The 17,231-nt window shown below is 71.1% G+C and carries 16 protein-coding genes; 14 read left to right on the top strand and 2 right to left on the bottom strand.

Going from position 1 to position 17,231, the window contains the following annotated elements; genetic code table 11:
* Positions 1-180 precede the first annotated feature (180 nt).
* The 12 genes from ACWCXC_RS30845 (at position 181) to ACWCXC_RS30790 (ending at position 12,632) form a co-directional block, all read left to right on the top strand.
* Positions 181-726 carry a hypothetical protein gene (locus ACWCXC_RS30845; RefSeq protein WP_450682101.1) on the top strand — a complete coding sequence of 182 codons (546 nt, stop codon included), beginning with the start codon at positions 181-183 and terminating at the stop codon, positions 724-726.
* Between the two features lie 183 nt (positions 727-909).
* Complete coding sequence (gene pdxS, locus ACWCXC_RS30840; protein WP_450682102.1) at positions 910-1,830, top strand: pyridoxal 5'-phosphate synthase lyase subunit PdxS; 921 nt, start codon at positions 910-912, stop codon at positions 1,828-1,830.
* Between the two features lie 5 nt (positions 1,831-1,835).
* A complete protein-coding gene (pdxT, locus tag ACWCXC_RS30835) occupies positions 1,836-2,429 on the top strand; it encodes a pyridoxal 5'-phosphate synthase glutaminase subunit PdxT (protein ID WP_450682103.1) in 594 nt (197 codons plus the stop codon).
* A 61-nt stretch (positions 2,430-2,490) separates the two neighbouring features.
* Positions 2,491-3,243 (top strand): YebC/PmpR family DNA-binding transcriptional regulator, encoded by a 753-nt coding sequence (locus ACWCXC_RS30830; RefSeq protein ID WP_383645989.1) that lies wholly within the window; start codon positions 2,491-2,493, stop codon positions 3,241-3,243.
* Between the two features lie 129 nt (positions 3,244-3,372).
* Positions 3,373-3,945, top strand: a complete 573-nt coding sequence (gene ruvC / locus ACWCXC_RS30825) for a crossover junction endodeoxyribonuclease RuvC (protein WP_450682104.1) — start codon at positions 3,373-3,375, stop codon at positions 3,943-3,945.
* Positions 3,942-4,568, top strand: coding sequence for a Holliday junction branch migration protein RuvA (gene ruvA, locus ACWCXC_RS30820; RefSeq protein ID WP_450682105.1), 627 nt, complete (start codon positions 3,942-3,944; stop codon positions 4,566-4,568). Before ruvC ends, ruvA begins: the two co-directional genes overlap by 4 nt.
* A 78-nt stretch (positions 4,569-4,646) precedes the next feature.
* Complete coding sequence (ruvB, locus tag ACWCXC_RS30815) at positions 4,647-5,720, top strand: Holliday junction branch migration DNA helicase RuvB (protein WP_450682106.1); 1,074 nt, start codon at positions 4,647-4,649, stop codon at positions 5,718-5,720.
* A gap of 164 nt (positions 5,721-5,884) precedes the next feature.
* Positions 5,885-6,364: a preprotein translocase subunit YajC gene (gene yajC / locus ACWCXC_RS30810; protein ID WP_450682107.1), complete on the top strand. Its 480-nt coding sequence runs from the start codon at positions 5,885-5,887 to the stop codon at positions 6,362-6,364.
* 147 nt (positions 6,365-6,511) lie between these two features.
* Positions 6,512-8,272 carry a protein translocase subunit SecD gene (gene secD / locus ACWCXC_RS30805; RefSeq protein WP_450682108.1) on the top strand — a complete coding sequence of 587 codons (1,761 nt, stop codon included), beginning with the start codon at positions 6,512-6,514 and terminating at the stop codon, positions 8,270-8,272.
* A gap of 1 nt (position 8,273) precedes the next feature.
* Entirely contained in the window at positions 8,274-9,374 is a 1,101-nt protein-coding gene (gene secF / locus ACWCXC_RS30800; RefSeq protein WP_450682109.1) for a protein translocase subunit SecF, read from the top strand.
* Complete coding sequence (locus ACWCXC_RS30795; protein WP_450682110.1) at positions 9,371-9,922, top strand: adenine phosphoribosyltransferase; 552 nt, start codon at positions 9,371-9,373, stop codon at positions 9,920-9,922. The genes secF and ACWCXC_RS30795 overlap by 4 nt, the downstream gene beginning before the upstream one ends.
* A gap of 148 nt (positions 9,923-10,070) precedes the next feature.
* Entirely contained in the window at positions 10,071-12,632 is a 2,562-nt protein-coding gene (locus ACWCXC_RS30790) for a RelA/SpoT family protein (protein ID WP_450682111.1), read from the top strand.
* Between the two features lie 79 nt (positions 12,633-12,711).
* On the opposite strand, the gene ACWCXC_RS30785 is transcribed toward ACWCXC_RS30790, so the two are convergent.
* Together ACWCXC_RS30785 and ACWCXC_RS30780 are read right to left on the bottom strand one after the other, a co-directional pair.
* Positions 12,712-13,941: a DUF349 domain-containing protein gene (locus ACWCXC_RS30785; protein WP_450682112.1), complete on the bottom strand. Its 1,230-nt coding sequence runs from the start codon at positions 13,939-13,941 to the stop codon at positions 12,712-12,714.
* A 175-nt stretch (positions 13,942-14,116) separates the two neighbouring features.
* Positions 14,117-14,914 (bottom strand): peptidylprolyl isomerase, encoded by a 798-nt coding sequence (locus tag ACWCXC_RS30780; RefSeq protein WP_450682113.1) that lies wholly within the window; start codon positions 14,912-14,914, stop codon positions 14,117-14,119.
* 146 nt (positions 14,915-15,060) lie between these two features.
* Here ACWCXC_RS30780 and ACWCXC_RS30775 point away from each other — a divergent pair, with 146 nt between their 5' ends.
* Positions 15,061-15,747 carry an MBL fold metallo-hydrolase gene (locus ACWCXC_RS30775; protein ID WP_450682114.1) on the top strand — a complete coding sequence of 229 codons (687 nt, stop codon included), beginning with the start codon at positions 15,061-15,063 and terminating at the stop codon, positions 15,745-15,747.
* A gap of 11 nt (positions 15,748-15,758) precedes the next feature.
* Positions 15,759-17,021: a histidine--tRNA ligase gene (gene hisS / locus ACWCXC_RS30770; RefSeq protein WP_450891154.1), complete on the top strand. Its 1,263-nt coding sequence runs from the start codon at positions 15,759-15,761 to the stop codon at positions 17,019-17,021.
* Positions 17,022-17,231 lie beyond the last annotated feature (210 nt).

Below are 17,231 nucleotides of genomic sequence, written 5' to 3'. Positions count from 1 at the left end.
CCGTCCCGACGCACGGCAGCGTCGCGACGGAACCGACTCGTTCCGACGTGACGGCCGCGTAGCGACGAACCGGCCCCGCTCCGACGTGCCGACCACGTCCCGACGAAACGGCCCCGTCCGGACGGCTCGCGCGCCGCCGGGACCCGGATGGGCGTGCTCCCACCGGTAGCCTTGCCGCCCGTGACCGCAACCCTCATCTGGGCCGTCGTCGTCCTCGTCGCGATCGGCCTGTACCTCAGCTGGACCGCCGGCCGGCTCGACCGCCTGCACACCCGGATCGACGCGGCCCGCGCCGCCCTCGACGCCCAACTGCTGCGCCGTGCCTCGGTCACCCAGGAACTCGCCACCTCGGGACTCCTCGACCCGGCCTCCTCCATCGTGCTGTACGAGGCCGCGCACGCCGCCCGGCAGTCGGAGGAGGAGCAGCGCGAGGTCGCCGAGAGCGAACTGAGCACCGCCCTGCGCGCCGTGTTCGGCGAGAGCGCCCAGGTGGAGGCGGTCAGGGAGGTCCCCGGCGGCGAGGAGGCGGCCTCGGAACTGGCGGCCGCGGTGCGCAGGGTCCCGATGGCGCGCCGCTTCCACAACGACGCGGTACGGGCCGCGCGCGCCCTGCGCCGCCACCGCACGGTGCGCTGGTTCCGGCTGGCCGGGCACGCCCCGTTCCCCCTGGCCTTCGAGATGGACGACGAACCGCCGGTGGCCCTCGCGGACCGGCCCGCCGGCTGAGCCGGGCCGGGACGAAGGGGATCCGCCCGCACCCGGCCCCGCCCGGGGGGCGGGGGCAAAACGATCCACCGGCCCCTCATTGGCCCTTGCTGTGGACCGGGGCCCGGGAGTTTGCTCTGCAGTGCGCCAGACCGCAGGCCAGACCACTCCTGGCACCCCCTTCTTCCGTAGTGAGGTCGATCCGTGTCCACGCTTCCCCGCACCCCGCAGTCCGCCGACGCCCCGGCCACCGGCACCGCCCGCGTCAAGCGCGGCATGGCCGAGCAGCTCAAGGGCGGCGTGATCATGGACGTCGTCGACGCCGAGCAGGCGAAGATCGCCGAGGACGCGGGTGCCGTGGCCGTCATGGCCCTGGAGCGGGTGCCCGCCGACATCCGCAAGGACGGCGGCGTGGCCCGGATGTCGGACCCGAACATGATCGAGGAGATCATCGAGGCCGTCTCCATCCCCGTCATGGCCAAGTCCCGCATCGGCCACTTCGTCGAGGCCCAGGTCCTCCAGTCGCTCGGTGTCGACTACATCGACGAGTCCGAGGTCCTGACCCCGGCCGACGAGGTCAACCACAGCGACAAGTTCGCCTTCACCACCCCGTTCGTCTGCGGTGCCACCAACCTGGGCGAGGCGCTGCGCCGTATCGCCGAGGGTGCGGCCATGATCCGCTCCAAGGGCGAGGCCGGCACCGGCAACGTCGTCGAGGCCGTCCGCCACCTGCGCCAGATCAAGAACGAGATCGCCCGGCTGCGCGGTTACGACAACAACGAGCTGTACGCCGCGGCCAAGGAGCTGCGTGCCCCGTACGAGCTGGTCAAGGAGGTCGCCGAGCTGGGCAAGCTGCCCGTCGTGCTGTTCTCCGCCGGCGGTGTCGCCACCCCGGCCGACGCCGCGCTGATGCGCCAGCTCGGCGCCGAGGGCGTCTTCGTCGGCTCCGGCATCTTCAAGTCCGGCGACCCGGCCAAGCGCGCCGCCGCGATCGTCAAGGCCACCACCTTCTACGACGACCCGAAGATCATCGCGGACGCCTCCCGCAACCTGGGCGAGGCCATGGTCGGCATCAACTGCGACACCCTGCCCGAGGCCGAGCGCTACGCCAACCGCGGCTGGTAGCCACCATGAGCGACACACCTGTGATCGGCGTCCTGGCCCTCCAGGGCGACGTACGGGAACACCTGATCGCCCTGGCCTCGGCGGATGCCCTGGCCAGGCCGGTCCGGCGTCCCGAGGAACTCGCCGAGGTCGACGGCCTGGTCGTTCCCGGCGGCGAGTCCACCACCATGTCGAAGCTGGCCGCGCTGTTCGGCATGCTCGAACCCCTCCGCGACCGGGTGGCGGCCGGGATGCCGGTCTACGGCACCTGCGCCGGGCTGATCCTGCTCGCCGACAAGATCCTCGATCCGCGCTCGGGCCAGGAGACCATCGGCGGCATCGACATGATCGTGCGCCGTAACGCTTTCGGGCGGCAGAACGAGTCCTTCGAGGCGGCCGTGGACGTCGCCGGCATCGACGGCGGGCCGGTCGAGGGCGTCTTCATCCGGGCCCCCTGGGTGGAGTCCGTGGGCGCCCGCGCCGAGGTCGTGGCCGAGTACGGTGGGCATATCGTGGCGGTACGGCAGGGAAACGCCCTCGCCACGTCGTTCCACCCGGAACTGACCGGTGACCACCGGGTACACGCCCACTTCGTGGACATGGTGCGCACGGCCACCTGATTCGATCCCGGTAGGATCTCTCGGGTTCGTACGGAATTTGGTGACGCGAAGGAGAAGGCAGATGTCCGGCCACTCTAAATGGGCTACGACGAAGCACAAGAAGGCCGTGATTGATGCCAAGCGCGGCAAGCTCTTCGCGAAGATGATCAAGAACATCGAGGTCGCCGCACGCACGGGCGGCGCCGATGTGTCGGGCAACCCGACCCTCTTCGACGCCATCCAGAAGGCGAAGAAGAGTTCGGTCCCGAACAAGAACATCGACTCGGCGGTCAAGCGCGGCGCCGGTCTCGAAGCCGGTGGCGCCGACTACGAGACGATCATGTACGAGGGCTACGGCCCCAACGGTGTCGCGGTGCTCATCGAGTGCCTCACCGACAACCGCAACCGCGCCGCCTCCGACGTGCGCGTCGCCATGACCCGCAACGGCGGTTCGATGGCCGACCCGGGCTCGGTCTCGTACCTGTTCAACCGCAAGGGCGTCGTGATCGTCCCCAAGGGCGAGCTGTCCGAGGACGACGTGCTGGGCGCCGTGCTCGACGCGGGTGCCGAGGAGGTCAACGACCTCGGCGACACCTTCGAGGTGCTCAGCGAGGCCACCGACATGATCGCGGTCCGCACCGCGCTCCAGGAGGCCGGCATCGACTACGACTCGGCCGAGGCCAACTTCGTCCCGACCATGCAGGTCGAGCTGGACGAGGAGGGCGCGCGCAAGATCTTCAAGCTGATCGACGCGCTGGAGGACAGCGACGACGTGCAGAACGTCTTCGCCAACTTCGACGTCTCCGACGAGGTCATGGAGAAGGTCGACGCCTGATCCGGCGCCGGGCGGCCGGCGCGGTTCCTGCGACGGGCCGACGGGGACACACCCCGTCGGCCCGTCGCATTGTCAGTGCGAGCCGATAGCCTTCCAGAACAGTTGACCGATCGGCGGGGAGGGGCGGACGTGCGCGTTCTCGGGGTGGACCCCGGGCTGACCCGGTGCGGGGTCGGCGTCGTCGAGGGCATGGCCGGCCGGCCCCTGACGATGCTCGGGGTGGGCGTCGTGCGCACCCCGGCCGACGCGGAGCTGGGCCACCGCCTGGTGGCCATCGAGCGCGGCATCGAGGCATGGCTCGACGAGCACCGCCCCGAGTTCGTGGCGGTCGAGCGGGTCTTCGCCCAGCACAACGTCCGTACCGTGATGGGCACCGCCCAGGCCAGCGCCGTGGCCATGCTCTGCGCGTCCCGCCGCGGCATCCCGGTCGCCCTGCACACCCCCAGTGAGGTCAAGGCCGCCGTCAGCGGCAACGGACGCGCGGACAAGGCGCAGGTCGGGACCATGGTCACCCGGCTCCTGCGGCTGGACGCACCCCCGAAGCCCGCCGACGCGGCGGACGCCCTCGCCCTCGCCATCTGCCACATCTGGCGGGCCCCCGTGATCAACCGCCTCCAGCAGGCGCACGCGGCGGCCGCCGCCGGCCGCACCCCGCGCGTCCCGCGCACCGCAGCAGCACCCGTCCGGAAGGTCCCCCGATGATCGCCTTCGTCAGCGGCCCCGTCGCCGCGCTCGCCCCGACCACGGCCGTCATCGAGGTCGGCGGCATCGGCATGGCCGTCCAGTGCGCGCCGAACACCCTGGCCGCGCTGCGCGTCGGCCAGGAGGCCCGACTCGCCACCTCCCTCGTCGTGCGCGAGGACTCCCTGACGCTCTACGGCTTCGCCGACGACGACGAACGCCAGGTCTTCGAACTGCTCCAGACCGCCAGCGGCGTCGGGCCCCGGCTCGCCCAGGCCATGCTCGCCACCCACACCCCCGACGCCCTGCGCCTCGCCGTGGCCACCGGCGACGAGAAGGCCCTCACCGCCGTCTCCGGCATCGGCAAGAAGGGCGCCCAGAAGCTGCTGCTCGAACTCAAGGACCGCCTCGGCGAACCCGTCGGCACCGGCCACGCCCCCCAGGGCATCGGCACGGCCGTCACCGCCTCCTGGCGCGACCAGCTCCAGGCTGCCCTGATCGGCCTCGGCTACGCCACCCGCGAGGCGGACGAGGCCGTCGCCGCCGTGGCACCCCGGGCGGAGGCCGCCCTGGCCGAAGGCGCCGCACCGCCTGTGCCGCAGCTGCTGCGCGCCGCCCTCCAGACCCTCAACCGGGCGCGCTGAGCGGCTCCGGCACCACCCCCGACACCGGCCCCGGCCCCCGGGCCCCGGCACCGAGACCTCCGAGGCGGAACAGACGAGATGAACTGGGACGAGACCGGCCCCGACAGCGGCGAACTGCTCGACGAGCGCCTCGTCGCCGCCGGCGCGGACGGCGAGGACACCGCGGTCGAGGCGGCCCTGCGCCCCCGGGACCTCGACGAGTTCGTCGGCCAGGAGAAGGTCCGCGAGCAGCTCGACCTGGTCCTCAAGGCGGCCCGCGCCCGTGGCGCCACCGCCGACCACGTGCTGCTCTCCGGCGCCCCGGGCCTCGGCAAGACCACCCTCTCCATGATCATCGCGGCCGAGATGGGCGCCCCGATCCGGATCACCTCGGGCCCCGCCATCCAGCACGCCGGGGACCTCGCGGCGATCCTCTCCTCCCTCCAGGAGGGCGAGGTCCTCTTCCTCGACGAGATCCACCGCATGTCGCGGCCGGCCGAGGAGATGCTCTACATGGCCATGGAGGACTTCCGCGTCGACGTGATCGTCGGCAAGGGCCCCGGTGCCACCGCCATCCCCCTGGAGCTGCCTCCCTTCACCTTGGTCGGCGCGACCACCCGGGCCGGACTCCTGCCGCCCCCGCTGCGCGACCGCTTCGGCTTCACCGGACACATGGAGTTCTACGCCCCGGCCGAACTGGAACGGGTGATTCACCGCTCCGCCGGACTCCTCGACGTCGTCATCGACGCCGAGGGCGCCGCGGAGATCGCCGGACGCTCCCGGGGCACCCCCCGGATCGCCAACCGTCTGCTGCGCCGCGTCCGGGACTACGCCCAGGTCAAGGCCGACGGACGGATCGACCGGGAGACCGCCTCGGCAGCCCTGTCGGTGTACGAGGTGGACGCCCGGGGGCTCGACCGGCTGGACCGATCGGTCCTGGAGGCCCTGCTGAAGCTGTTCGGCGGCGGCCCGGTCGGCCTGTCCACCCTCGCGGTCGCCGTGGGGGAGGAGCGCGAGACGGTCGAGGAGGTCGCGGAGCCCTTCCTCGTACGGGAAGGACTGCTGGCCAGGACGCCGCGCGGGCGGGTCGCCACCCCCGCCGCCTGGGCCCATCTGGGGCTGGTGCCGCCGCAGCACGGCGGAAAGGGACAACAGGGCCTGTTCGGGGCGTGATGCGTCACAGGTTGACCCGCACAGGAACCACGGAGCCATGCCGGGCGTTGTTCCATCGATGCGGACTCGCTTAGACTCCGCCGATGCCGCCCTTAAAGGTCGGTGTACCCACCCCCGTAGACCAGGCCGCTTTCGAGTGCGGTCGTGCGAAGGAAAATCGTCCCGTGAATCCCGTGACTCTCCTCCCCTTCATCGTGCTCATCGGGGCCATGTTCCTGATGACGCGGTCCGCCAAGAAGAAGCAGGCGGCTGCCGTGGCCATGCGCAACGACATGCAGCCCGGCACCGGCGTCCGCACGATCGGGGGCATGTACGCCACCGTCAAGGAGCTTCACGACGACACGGTTCTCCTTGAGGTCGCCCCCGGCGTCCACGCCGTCTACGCGAAGAACGCCATCGGCGCGGTGCTCGACGACGCGGAGTACAACCGCATCGTCCACGGCGACGAGGACGAGCTGGACGTCGACGGCGCGGTCGTGCCGGACGACGCCTCCTCGCTGACCGAGGCCGACGACGCCCCCGCCGACGCCAAGACGGACCTGGTCAAGAAGACCGGTTCCGACGCGGCCGACGCCGAGGAGAGCGACGGCAAGGCCGACGAGAAGCCCGAGGGCAAGGCCGACGGCGAGCCCGACGCGAAGTAGCACACGATCCGGGGATGGCACCGAGCCCACAGGCGTCGGGCCGTCCCCGGGACGTGCGGTCTTCTGCGGGGGCGGGTCCCCACTAAACTTCGTGGCCGCTCGGGCGCGTACCCGGCGCGGGGCGGTTGGACAGGGAGAAACGAGAAGGTGGCAGCACCGAAGAAGGGCCGGCGCCAGGCCGGTGGTCAGGGGAGGCCGGGGCGTTCCCTGGCCCTGATCCTGATCGCCATGGTCGCGCTCACCGGCGGGATGTTCCTGGCGGACCAGCCGACGCCGCGTCTCGGCATCGACCTGGCGGGTGGCACGTCCATCACGCTGGAGGCGAAGGCCGAACCGGGCCAGGAATCGGCGATCAACAAGACCAACATGGACACCGCGGTCCAGATCATGGAACGCCGCGTCAATGGTCTTGGCGTCTCCGAGGCCGAGGTCCAGACCCAGGGCGATCGCAACATCATCGTCAACATCCCCAAGGGTACGAACTCCGCCCAGGCCCGCGAGCAGGTCGGCACCACGGCCAAGCTCTACTTCCGGCCCGTGCTGACCGTCGCCGCGGGAGCGCCGACCCCCGAGCCGAGCGCCTCGTCCACCGGCAAGGCCAGCCCGTCGCCCAAGCCGAGCGCCTCCGCCTCGGAGACGGCCTCCGGCTCCTCGGCGAAGCCGAGCGCGAGCGCCACCACTCAGGGCCGCGCCGTCACCGGCGCCCTGAAGGCCGACTCCACGCCGTCGCCGTCGGCCACCGCCTCGTCGAAGGCGAGCGCCACCCCCCAGCCGAGCGCCACCCCGACGGCCTCCGCCGAGGAGCAGGCGGCCGCCGCCGACCTGCAGAAGAAGTTCGAGGCGCTGGACTGCTCCACCAAGGCGTCCCGCTCCAAGGCCGCCGCCGGCTCCAAGGCCACCGACACGGTCGTCGCCTGTGAGCAGGACGGCAGCGCCAAGTACATCCTCGGTCCCGCCGAGGTCGACGGCACCGACGTGGACAGCGCCAAGGCCGCGATCAACCAGCAGACCGGCCAGTGGATCGTCCAGATGGAGTTCACCGGCGGCGGCGCCAAGAAGTTCAACAAGACCACGGGCAAGCTGGCCCAGCAGCAGTCGCCGCAGAACCAGTTCGCGATCGCCCTCGACAACGAGGTCGTCTCGGCCCCGTCCGTGCGCGAGGCGCTGAGCGCCAACGCCGAGATCTCCGGCAGCTTCACCCAGCAGTCCGCCGAGGACCTGGCCAACGTCCTGTCCTACGGTGCGCTGCCGCTCTCCTTCCAGGAGCAGAGCGTCACCACCGTCACCGCCGCGCTCGGCGGCGAGCAGCTGCGGGCCGGCCTCATCGCCGGTGCCATCGGCCTGGCCCTCGTGGTCGTCTACCTGGTGGCCTACTACCGCGGACTGGCGTTCATCGCCCTGCTCAGCCTCCTGGCCTCCGGCATCCTGACCTACACGATCATGTCGCTCCTCGGCCCGGCCATCGGCTTCGCGCTGAACCTGCCGGCGGTCTGCGGAGCCATCGTGGCCATCGGTATCACCGCGGACTCGTTCATCGTCTACTTCGAACGCATCCGGGACGAGATCCGCGAGGGCCGCACGCTGCGTCCCGCCGTCGAGCGGGCCTGGCCGCGCGCCCGGCGCACCATCCTCGTCTCCGACTTCGTGTCGTTCCTCGCCGCCGCGGTGCTCTTCGTGGTCACCGTCGGCAAGGTCCAGGGCTTCGCGTTCACGCTGGGTCTCACCACCCTGCTCGACGTGGTCGTGGTGTTCCTCTTCACCAAGCCGGTCATGACGATCATGGCCCGGAAGAAGTTCTTCGCCAGCGGCCACCCCTGGTCCGGACTGGACCCGAAGCGGCTCGGCGCCAAGCCCCCGCTGCGCCGCTCGCGCCGTGTCAACGCCCCCACCGACCCGAAGGAGGCGTGAGATGTCGCGACTCGGCAATCTCGGCGCCCGTCTCTACCGCGGCGAGGTCGGCTACGACTTCATCGGCAAGCGGAAGATCTGGTACGGCGTCTCGATCCTGATCACCATCACGGCCATCCTCGGTCTGGCGGTCAGCGGCCTGAACATGGGCATCGAGTTCAAGGGCGGCGCCGTCTTCACCACCCCGAAGACGTCCGCCACGGTCGCCCAGGCCGAGGACCTGGCCACGGAGGCATCCGGCCACCAGGCCATCGTCCAGAAGCTGGGCAACGGCACGCTGCGCATCCAGATCACCGAGGTCGACACCGCCAAGTCGGACGAGATCAAGACGGCGCTCTCCAAGGGCCTCGACGTCCCGAGCGAGAAGATCGCGGCCGATCTGGTCGGCCCCAGCTGGGGTGAGCAGATCGCCAACAAGGCATGGACCGGCCTCGGCGTCTTCATGGTCCTCGTGGTGATCTACCTGGCGATCGCCTTCGAATGGCGCATGGCCATCGCGGCCCTCGCGGCGCTGATCCACGACATCACCATCACGGTCGGGGTCTACGCCCTGGTCGGCTTCGAGGTCACGCCGGGCACGGTCATCGGTCTGCTGACCATCCTCGGTTACTCCCTCTACGACACGGTCGTCGTCTTCGACAGCCTCAAGGAGGGCACGCACGGGATCACCAAGCAGACCCGGTGGACGTACAGCGACGTCGCCAACCGTTCCATCAACGGGACGCTGGTCCGCTCGATCAACACCACCGTCGTCGCCCTGCTGCCGGTGGCCGGTCTGCTCTTCATCGGTGGCGGCGTCCTCGGCGCCGGCATGCTGAACGACATCTCGCTGGCACTCTTCGTCGGCCTCGCCGCCGGTGCGTACTCCTCGATCTTCATCGCCACCCCGCTCGTCGCGGACCTCAAGGAACGCGAACCGCAGATGAAGGCCCTGAAGAAGCGGGTCCTCGCCAAGCGCGCCGCCGCCGCGGCCAAGGGCGAGTCCCCCGACGGCGGACAGGACGACGAGTCCCCCGAGGACGCCGCGCCCGCCGGAGCGGTCGTCGGCCAGCGCCAGGAGCCCCCCACGGGCCACGGCCGGACCGGAGGGAAGCGCCGATGACCAGCACCGCGGAGGGCACCCGGGAGCTGCTCCTCAGCCGCATCCGGGACGTGGCGGACTACCCGAAGCCGGGCGTGATGTTCAAGGACATCACCCCGCTCCTCGCGGACCCCGTCGCCTTCACGGCCCTCACGGACGCCCTCGCGGAGCTGTGCGTACGGCACGGCGCCACGAAGATCGTCGGCCTGGAGGCCCGCGGCTTCATCCTGGCCGCCCCGGTCGCCGTCCGCGCCGGCCTCGGCTTCGTCCCCGTCCGCAAGGCCGGGAAGCTGCCGGGCGCCACGCTCAGCCAGGCGTACGAGCTTGAGTACGGCACCGCGGAGATCGAGATCCACGCGGAGGACCTGTCGGCCGACGACCACGTCATGGTCATCGACGACGTGCTGGCCACCGGCGGCACCGCCGCCGCCTCGCTGGAGCTGATCCGGCGGGCCGGGGCCCGGGTCGCCGGCGTCAGCGTCCTCATGGAGCTGGGCTTCCTGGCCGGACGCGAGCGCCTCCTCCCGGACCTGAAGGGTGCCCCGCTGGAGGCCCTGATCACGGTCTGACCGCACCACGCGCCGTGCCGACGGGCACCCGGGAACAATCCGGGTGCCCGTCGGCGTTGTGAGGGCTCTCCCGGTCCCCGGGGGAGGACCGGCCGTCGGCTCGATACGATGGCCCTTCCGGGTGTCCGGATCCGCACGAGGAGCGCTCTTGCCAGACGAGGCCCAGCCAGTCGCCGCCCCGCAGCCCGACAAGCCCGCGGCGGCCTCAGCCACGCCCGCGAAGCAGCCGCCCGCGGAGAAGCCGAAGCCCCCGGCACCGCAGCCCGGCACGGGCCCCGCCCCCGCCGAGGCGAACGGGCCCGCGCCCGCCTCGCCCAGCCAGCCGGCCGCGCCCTCCTCCCCGGCCCCCACCGCGCCCAAGCCGCCCGCGAAGCCCGCGCCGACCGCCCCTGCGAGCTCGGCGTCCCGCACCGGCGGCTCCTCCAACCGTGTCCGGGCCCGCCTCGCCCGCCTCGGCGTCCAGCGCTCCAGCCCGTACAACCCCGTGCTGGAGCCGCTGCTGCGTATCGTCCGGGGCAACGACGCCAAGACCGAGGCGTCCACGCTGCGCCAGATCGAGCGCGCCTACCAGGTCGCCGAACGCTGGCACCGCGGCCAGAAGCGCAAGAGCGGCGACCCGTACATCACCCATCCGCTCGCCGTGACGACGATCCTCGCCGAGCTGGGTATGGATCCGGCCACTCTGATGGCGGGCCTGCTGCACGACACCGTCGAGGACACCGAATACGGCCTGGACACCCTCCGCAAGGACTTCGGCGACCAGGTCGCCCTGCTCGTCGACGGCGTCACCAAGCTCGACAAGGTCAAGTTCGGCGAGGCCGCCCAGGCCGAGACCGTGCGCAAGATGGTCGTCGCCATGGCCAAGGACCCCCGGGTCCTGGTCATCAAGCTGGCCGACCGGCTCCACAACATGCGCACCATGCGCTACCTCAAGCGGGAGAAGCAGGAGAAGAAGGCCCGCGAGACGCTGGAGATCTACGCCCCCCTCGCCCACCGCCTGGGCATGAACACCATCAAGTGGGAGCTGGAGGACCTCGCCTTCGCGATCCTCTATCCCAAGATGTACGACGAGATCGTCCGGCTCGTCGCCGAGCGGGCGCCCAAGCGCGACGAATACCTCGCCATAGTGACCGACGAGGTCCAGGCCGACCTGCGCGCCGCCCGCATCAAGGCGACCGTCACCGGACGGCCCAAGCACTACTACAGCGTCTACCAGAAGATGATCGTGCGGGGCCGGGACTTCGCCGAGATCTACGACCTGGTGGGCATCAGGGTGCTCGTCGACACCGTCCGCGACTGCTACGCGGCGCTCGGCACCGTCCACGCGCGATGGAATCCGGTCCCCGGCCGGTTCAAGGACTACATCGCGATGCCCAAGTTCAACATGTACCAGTCGCTGCACACCACGGTGATCGGTCCCAGCGGAAAGCCCGTCGAACTCCAGATCCGCACCTTCGACATGCACCGCCGCGCCGAGTACGGCATCGCCGCGCACTGGAAGTACAAGCAGGAGGCCGTGGCCGGCGCCTCCAAAGTGCGCACCGACGTCCCCAAGAACACCGGGCGCGGCCAGGACACCGTGAACGACATGGCGTGGCTGCGCCAGCTCCTGGACTGGCAGAAGGAGACCGAGGACCCCAGCGAGTTCCTGGAGTCGCTGCGCTTCGACCTCTCGCGCAACGAGGTCTTCGTCTTCACGCCCAAGGGCGACGTCATAGCGCTTCCGGCCGGGGCGACCCCGGTCGACTTCGCGTACGCCGTCCACACGGAGGTCGGCCATCGGACGATAGGAGCACGGGTCAACGGGCGGCTCGTCCCGCTGGAGTCCACGCTCGACAACGGCGACCTGGTGGAGGTCTTCACCTCCAAGGCCGCCGGCGCGGGCCCCTCGCGCGACTGGCTCGGCTTCGTCAAGTCGCCCAGGGCACGCAACAAGATCCGCGCCTGGTTCTCCAAGGAGCGCCGGGACGAGGCGATCGAGCAGGGCAAGGACGCCATCGCGCGCGCCATGCGCAAGCAGAACCTGCCGATCCAGCGCATCCTGACCGGCGACTCGCTGGTCACCCTCGCCCACGAGATGCGCTACCCCGACATCTCCTCGCTCTACGCGGCGATCGGCGAGGGCCATGTGGCCGCCGCGGGTGTCGTGCAGAAGCTGGTCCAGGCCCTCGGCGGCGAGGACGCGGCCAGCGAGGACCTGGAGGAGAGCACCCCGCCCTCCCGCAGCCGCGCCAAGCGCCGCTCCAACGCCGATCCGGGCGTCGTGGTCAAGGGCGTCGAGGACGTCTGGGTGAAGCTCGCCCGCTGCTGCACCCCCGTCCCGGGCGACCCCATCATCGGCTTCGTCACGCGCGGCAGCGGCGTCTCCGTGCACCGGGCCGACTGCGTCAACGTCGACTCGCTCTCGCAGCAGCCGGAGCGGATCCTCGACGTCGAATGGGCCCCGACCCAGTCCTCCGTCTTCCTGGTCGCCATCCAGGTCGAGGCGCTGGACCGCTCCCGGCTTCTCTCGGACGTCACCCGGGTCCTGTCCGACCAGCACGTCAACATCCTGTCGGCGGCCGTCCAGACCTCCCGCGACCGGGTGGCCACCTCGCGCTTCACCTTCGAGATGGGCGACCCCAAGCACCTCGGCCACGTCCTGAAGGCCGTACGCGGCGTGGAGGGCGTCTACGACGTGTACCGGGTGACCTCGGCCCGCAGGCCGTAGACCCGGCGCCGCACCCACACGAGAGGGGCCCCTCCGCACGAAGCGGAAGGGCCCCTCTCGTGTGGCGGGGAGCGGGCGGTCAGCCGCCGAACTCCTCGAGCCCCTTCAGCGCCTGGTCCAGCAGCGCCTGCCGGCCCTCCAGCTCACGGGCCAGCTTGTCGGCACGGGCGTTGTTGCCCGAGGCACGCGCGGTGTCGATCTGCGTACGCAGCTTGTCGACGGCCGCCTGGAGCTGCCCGGTCAGACCCGCGGCACGGGCCCGCGCCTCCGGGTTGGTCCGGCGCCACTCCGCCTCCTCGGCCTCCTGGAGCGCCCGCTCCACGGCCTGCATCCGCCCCTCGACCTTCGGACGGGCGTCGCGCGGCACATGGCCGATGGCCTCCCAGCGCTCGTTCAGGCCCCGGAACGCGGCACGGGCCGCCTTCAGGTCCGTCACCGGCACCAGCTTCTCGGCCTCGGCGGCGAGCTCCTCCTTGAGCTTGAGGTTCTCGCCCTGCTCCGCGTCACGCTCCGCGAAGACCTCGCCGCGCGCGGCGAAGAAGACGTCCTGGGCACCGCGGAAACGGTTCCACAGATCGTCCTCGGCCTCGCGCTGGGCGCGGCCCGCCGCCTTCCACTCGGTCATCAGGTCGCGGTAGCGGGCCGCCGTGGCACCCCAGTCCCGGGACCCGGAGAGCGACTCGGCTTCGGCGACCAGCCGCTCCTTGATCTTGCGGGCCTCCTCGCGCTGGGCGTCCAGCGAGGCGAAGTGGGCCTTGCGCCGCTTGGAGAAGGCCGAGCGGGCGTGCGAGAAGCGGTGCCACAGCTCGTCGTCCGACTTGCGGTCGAGCCGGGGCAGGCCCTTCCACGTGTCCACGAGCGCCCGCAGCCGCTCGCCGGCCGCGCGCCACTGCTCGCTGCGCGCCAGCTCCTCGGCCTCGGCGACCAGCGCCTCCTTGGCCTGCTTGGCCTCGTCGGTCTGCTTCGCCTTCTGCGCCTTGCGCTCCTCACGCCGCGAGTCGACCGTCGCCACCAGGGCGTCCAGCCGCTTGCGCAGCGCGTCCAGGTCACCGACGGCGTGGTGCTCGTCGACCTGGGCGCGCAGATGCTCGATGGCGGTGGTCGCGTCCTTCGCGGACAGATCGGTGGTCTTCACCCGCCGTTCGAGGAGGCCGATCTCGACCACAATGCCCTCGTACTTGCGCTCGAAGTAGGCCAGGGCCTCCTCCGGAGAACCGGCCTGCCACGATCCGACGACCTGCTCGCCGTCGGCTGTACGCACGTACACGGTGCCTGTCTCGTCGACACGGCCCCACGGGTCGCTGCTCACAGCGCCTCCTCCACCTGATGCCCGCGAAGGGGTTCGCCCCCCTGGCATCGTCCACAGTTTCCTGGGGCGGGCAGCGCCCGCCCTGCACAACGCCAATCTAGGCGACGCGCCGCCCGGCTGTCCGCACTCAGCGCGGCCGAAATTATCCGGCCGCACCGAGCGCGTTCCCGCCGGTTCACCCCTTGTCGACGGTGACCTTCGAGATGTTCACGGCCTTCTTCGGCGCACCGTCGGCCGCGCCGCCGTCCACGCCCGCCTTGCCGATCGTCTCGACGACCTTCAGGGAGTCCTTGTCCATCGTCCCGAACGGCGTGTACGTGGGCGGCAGCTTGCTGTCCTTGTACACGAGGAAGAACTGGCTGCCGCCGGTGTGCGCCTGGCCGGTGTTGGCCATCGCCACCGTGCCCGCCGGGTACGTCACCGTGCCGTCGGCGCCCGCCTTGCCGAGGGCCGTCAGATTCTCGTCCGGGATCGTGTAGCCCGGACCGCCGGTGCCGTCGCCCTTCGGGTCGCCGCACTGCAGGACGAAGATGCCGTCCGTCGTCAGCCGGTGGCACTTCGTGCCGTCGAAGAACTTCTTGTCCGCGAGCGACTTGAAGGAGTTGGTCGTGTGCGGCGTCTTGGCCGCGTCCATGGTGAACGCGATGTCGCCCTGGCTCGTGGCGAGCGACATCGTGTACGAGGCCTTCTTGTCGATCTTCATCGCCGGTTCGGGCTCGGACTTCTCGCTCGCCGAGGGCGAGGGCTCCGCGGACGGGCTCGTGCTCGCCGACGCGGCCGCCTTGTCGCTCTTGTCGTCGTCGCCGCTGGTGGCGAGGTACGTGGCACCCGCGATGACCGCCACCACGGCCACCGAGGAGGTGATGACGACCGTCAGCCGCCTCGTCCTGCGACGGGCCTCCTCACGGCGCTGCTGCTGCCGCTCGAACTTCTCCCTGGCGAGCTGCCGCCGCCGCTGATCGCTGCTGACCACCGGGTGATCTCCTTGTACGTCGTGTGACCGGGCCTGCGTTGCCCCGTACCGTATACGCGTTGGCTGTGGAATGAGGAGCGCCGGTAGGCTCTGAACTGCTGCGACCTCGCAGCCGACCTCTCGTCGGACGACCATTAAGGACGATCGTGCTGATTGCCGGGTTCCCGGCCGGGGCCTGGGGGACCAACTGTTACCTGGTCGCCCCCGCCGCGGGCGAGGAGTGCGTGATCATCGACCCGGGCCACCAGGCGGCTCCCGGCGTCGAGGACGCGCTGAAGAAGCATCGGCTCAAGCCGGTCGCGGTGATCCTCACGCACGGCCACATCGACCACGTCGCCTCGGTCGTCCCCGTCTGCGGGGCGCACGACGTCCCGGCGTGGATCCACCCCGAGGACCGGTACATGATGAGCGACCCGGAGAAGGCCCTCGGCCGCTCCATCGGGATGCCGCTCATGGGCGAGCTGACCATCGGCGAGCCGGACGACGTCAAGGAGCTGAGCGACGGCGCCCGGCTCCGGCTGGCGGGCATGGAGTTCGGCGTCTCGCACGCGCCCGGCCATACCAAGGGGTCGGTGACGTTCGGGATGCCCGAGGCCGCGGACGTTCCGCCGGTCCTCTTCTCGGGCGACCTGCTCTTCGCCGGCTCCGTCGGACGCACCGACCTGCCCGGCGGCGACCCCGTCGAGCTGATCGAGTCGCTGGCCCGTGTGTGCCTGCCGCTCGACGACTCGACGGTGGTGCTGTCCGGCCACGGCCCCCAGACCACCATCGGACGCGAACGCGCCACCAACCCGTACCTCAGCGGTGCGGCCGCGCCCCGACGAGGAATGTGACGAGAGACATCGTGAGCACCTTCAAGGCCCCCAAGGGCACGTACGACCTGACCCCGCCCGACTCCGCGACGTTCCTCGCGGTGCGCGAGGCGATCGCCGCCCCGCTGAAGAACTCCGGCTACGGATACATCGAGACGCCCGGCTTCGAGGACGTCGCCCTCTTCTCCCGGGGCGTCGGTGAGTCCACCGACATCGTCACCAAGGAGATGTACACCCTCACCACCAAGGGCGGCTCCCAGCTGGCGCTGCGCCCCGAGGGCACCGCCTCCGTGCTCCGCGCCGCGCTGGAGGCCAACCTCCACAAGGCCGGCAACCTGCCCGTCAAGCTCTGGTACTCCGGCTCGTACTACCGCTACGAGCGCCCCCAGAAGGGCCGCTACCGCCACTTCTCGCAGGTGGGTGCCGAGGCGATCGGCGCCGAGGACCCGGTGCTCGACGCCGAGCTGATCATCCTCGCGGACCAGGCGTACCGCGCCCTCGGGCTGCGCGAGTTCCGCATCCTGCTGAACTCGCTGGGGGACCGGGAGTGCCGGCCGGTCTACCGCGAGGCGCTCCAGACCTTCCTGCGCGATCTCGACCTCGACGAGGAGACCCGGCGCCGCATCGAGATCAACCCGCTGCGGGTCCTCGACGACAAGCGCCCCGAGGTCCAGAAGCAGCTGGCCGGCGCGCCGGTGCTGCGCGACTACCTCTGCGACGCCTGCAAGGCGTACCACCAGCAGGTCCGCGACCTGCTCAGCGAGGCGGGCGTCGTCTTCGAGGACGACGAGAAGCTCGTCCGCGGCCTGGACTACTACACCCGCACCACCTTCGAGTTCGTCCACGACGGGCTGGGCTCCCAGTCCGCGGTCGGCGGCGGCGGACGGTACGACGGGCTCTCCGAGATGATCGGCGGCCCCGCGCTGCCCTCGGTCGGCTGGGCCCTCGGCGTGGACCGCACGGTGCTCGCCCTGGAGGCGGAGGGCGTCGCGCTCGAACTGCCCCCCACCACCAGCGTCTTCGCCGTCCCGCTCGGGGAGGACGCCCGCCGGGTGCTGTTCGGCGTCGTCACCCGGCTGCGCCGGGAGGGCGTGGCCGCGGACTTCGCGTTCGGCGGCCGGGGCCTGAAGGGTGCCATGAAGAGCGCCAACCGCTCCGGGGCCCGGTTCACGATCGTCGCCGGTGAACGCGATCTGGCCGAAGGCGTCGTGCAGCTCAAGGACATGGAGTCCGGCGAGCAGACCGCCGTTCCCCTGTCCGATGTCGTCGAGACGGTCCGCGCCCGCCTCGTCTGACCCGCGCAACGCCCCGACCGCCGCGCCCCGTTGACCCCGATGTCAACGGGGCGCCGGTCGTTTTCACCCTGCCGGGCGATTTACCCGGAGCGCGGGCGGGCCCGGTCGGCGGGCGGTCGCGGCAACGGCGCCCCGTCACCACCGCGTTCGGCACCCGGCGGAGCCCTTGCCGTGTGCGCGTCTTTATCCGCATCGAACGGAGAAGCGGAG

It is taken from the genome of Streptomyces sp. NPDC001515 (assembly GCF_053597115.1).
This window is presented reverse-complemented; position numbering and strand designations above follow the sequence as displayed.

Excerpts from the sequence above, each read along its gene's own strand:
- pdxT (WP_450682103.1), top strand. The coding sequence starts at position 1,836 with ATGAGCGACACACCTGTGATCGGCGTCCTGGCCCTCCAGGGCGACGTA.
- ACWCXC_RS30830 (WP_383645989.1), top strand. The coding sequence starts at position 2,491 with ATGTCCGGCCACTCTAAATGGGCTACGACGAAGCACAAGAAGGCCGTG.
- ruvA (WP_450682105.1), top strand. The coding sequence starts at position 3,942 with ATGATCGCCTTCGTCAGCGGCCCCGTCGCCGCGCTCGCCCCGACCACG.
- ruvB (WP_450682106.1), top strand. The coding sequence starts at position 4,647 with ATGAACTGGGACGAGACCGGCCCCGACAGCGGCGAACTGCTCGACGAG.
- secF (WP_450682109.1), top strand. The coding sequence starts at position 8,274 with ATGTCGCGACTCGGCAATCTCGGCGCCCGTCTCTACCGCGGCGAGGTC.
- ACWCXC_RS30795 (WP_450682110.1), top strand. The coding sequence starts at position 9,371 with ATGACCAGCACCGCGGAGGGCACCCGGGAGCTGCTCCTCAGCCGCATC.